The 684-nt window shown below is 67.5% G+C and carries 2 protein-coding genes; both read left to right on the top strand.

Going from position 1 to position 684, the window contains the following annotated elements:
- The first annotated feature begins 80 nt into the window (after positions 1 to 80).
- Positions 81 to 338: a hypothetical protein gene (locus tag M0638_RS28060; RefSeq protein ID WP_248670253.1), complete on the top strand. Its 258-nt coding sequence runs from the start codon at positions 81 to 83 to the stop codon at positions 336 to 338.
- Entirely contained in the window at positions 335 to 628 is a 294-nt protein-coding gene (locus M0638_RS28055; protein WP_248670252.1) for a transposase, read from the top strand. Before M0638_RS28060 ends, M0638_RS28055 begins: the two co-directional genes overlap by 4 nt.
- The last annotated feature ends 56 nt before the right edge of the window (positions 629 to 684 follow it).

The following is a 684-nucleotide window of genomic DNA, read 5'->3' as shown; positions in this document are numbered from 1 at the left end:
TGTCGATGCAACAGTACCGAGGCTCCTACGGAAGCTGGATGGCGGAGCATAGAAGGGGTCACGACACGAAAGCGCGTTGAGTGTCCAGCTCGCGCGAACAGACGGGCAATTTAGAGGGTGTTTGGCAATTTCATGTCGCGCTGATCGGCTGGCTCGGCGAGGCGATCGGCACCCATCTGGGCTGGATGAGCAGCGCCCCCTATCCCTCTGACCTGAACGATGCCGAGTGGGCGATCCTGTGCCCGCTTCTCGCGCCGCCGCGGCAGGCGGGCCTGGACTTCCCCCTGGGGAGTGGAGGGTTTGGTAAGGAACCCGAGCACCCCAGGAGGGCGGTATGACGGAGAAGCGCACCCGGCGCCGGTTCACGGCGGAGCTCAAGGCGCAGGCGGTCAAGCGGTTGCTGGAAGGTCGACGTAGCCTGTCAGAGGTGGCGATCGAGCTGGGGCTGAGCACCGGGCAGCTGAGCACGTGGCGGACGGAGCAGCTGGCGGCCGGCTCGGCCGAGGCGCTGGCGGCACGCCGGGCGGAAGAGGCCGAGGCGCAACGGCTGCGGCGCAAGGTGAAGCGGCTGGAGGAGGAGAAGCTGATCCTCAGGAAGGCGGCTTTTTTCGCCAGGGGGATCGCGTGACGACGTTCGCGTTCGTGTCGGCCGAGCGGGGCAGCCACCCCGTGGCGACGCTGTGC

Source organism: Roseomonas acroporae (genome assembly GCF_023223525.1).
Classification (GTDB): Bacteria; Pseudomonadota; Alphaproteobacteria; order Acetobacterales; family Acetobacteraceae; genus Roseomonas_E; species Roseomonas_E acroporae.
Note: the sequence above shows the minus strand (reverse complement) of the source record. Positions and strands in the feature narration are given on the sequence as shown.

Bases quoted from the DNA above. Each gene is read 5' to 3' on its own strand.
- M0638_RS28055 (WP_248670252.1), top strand. From the start codon at position 335: ATGACGGAGAAGCGCACCCGGCGCCGGTTCACGGCGGAGCTCAAGGCG.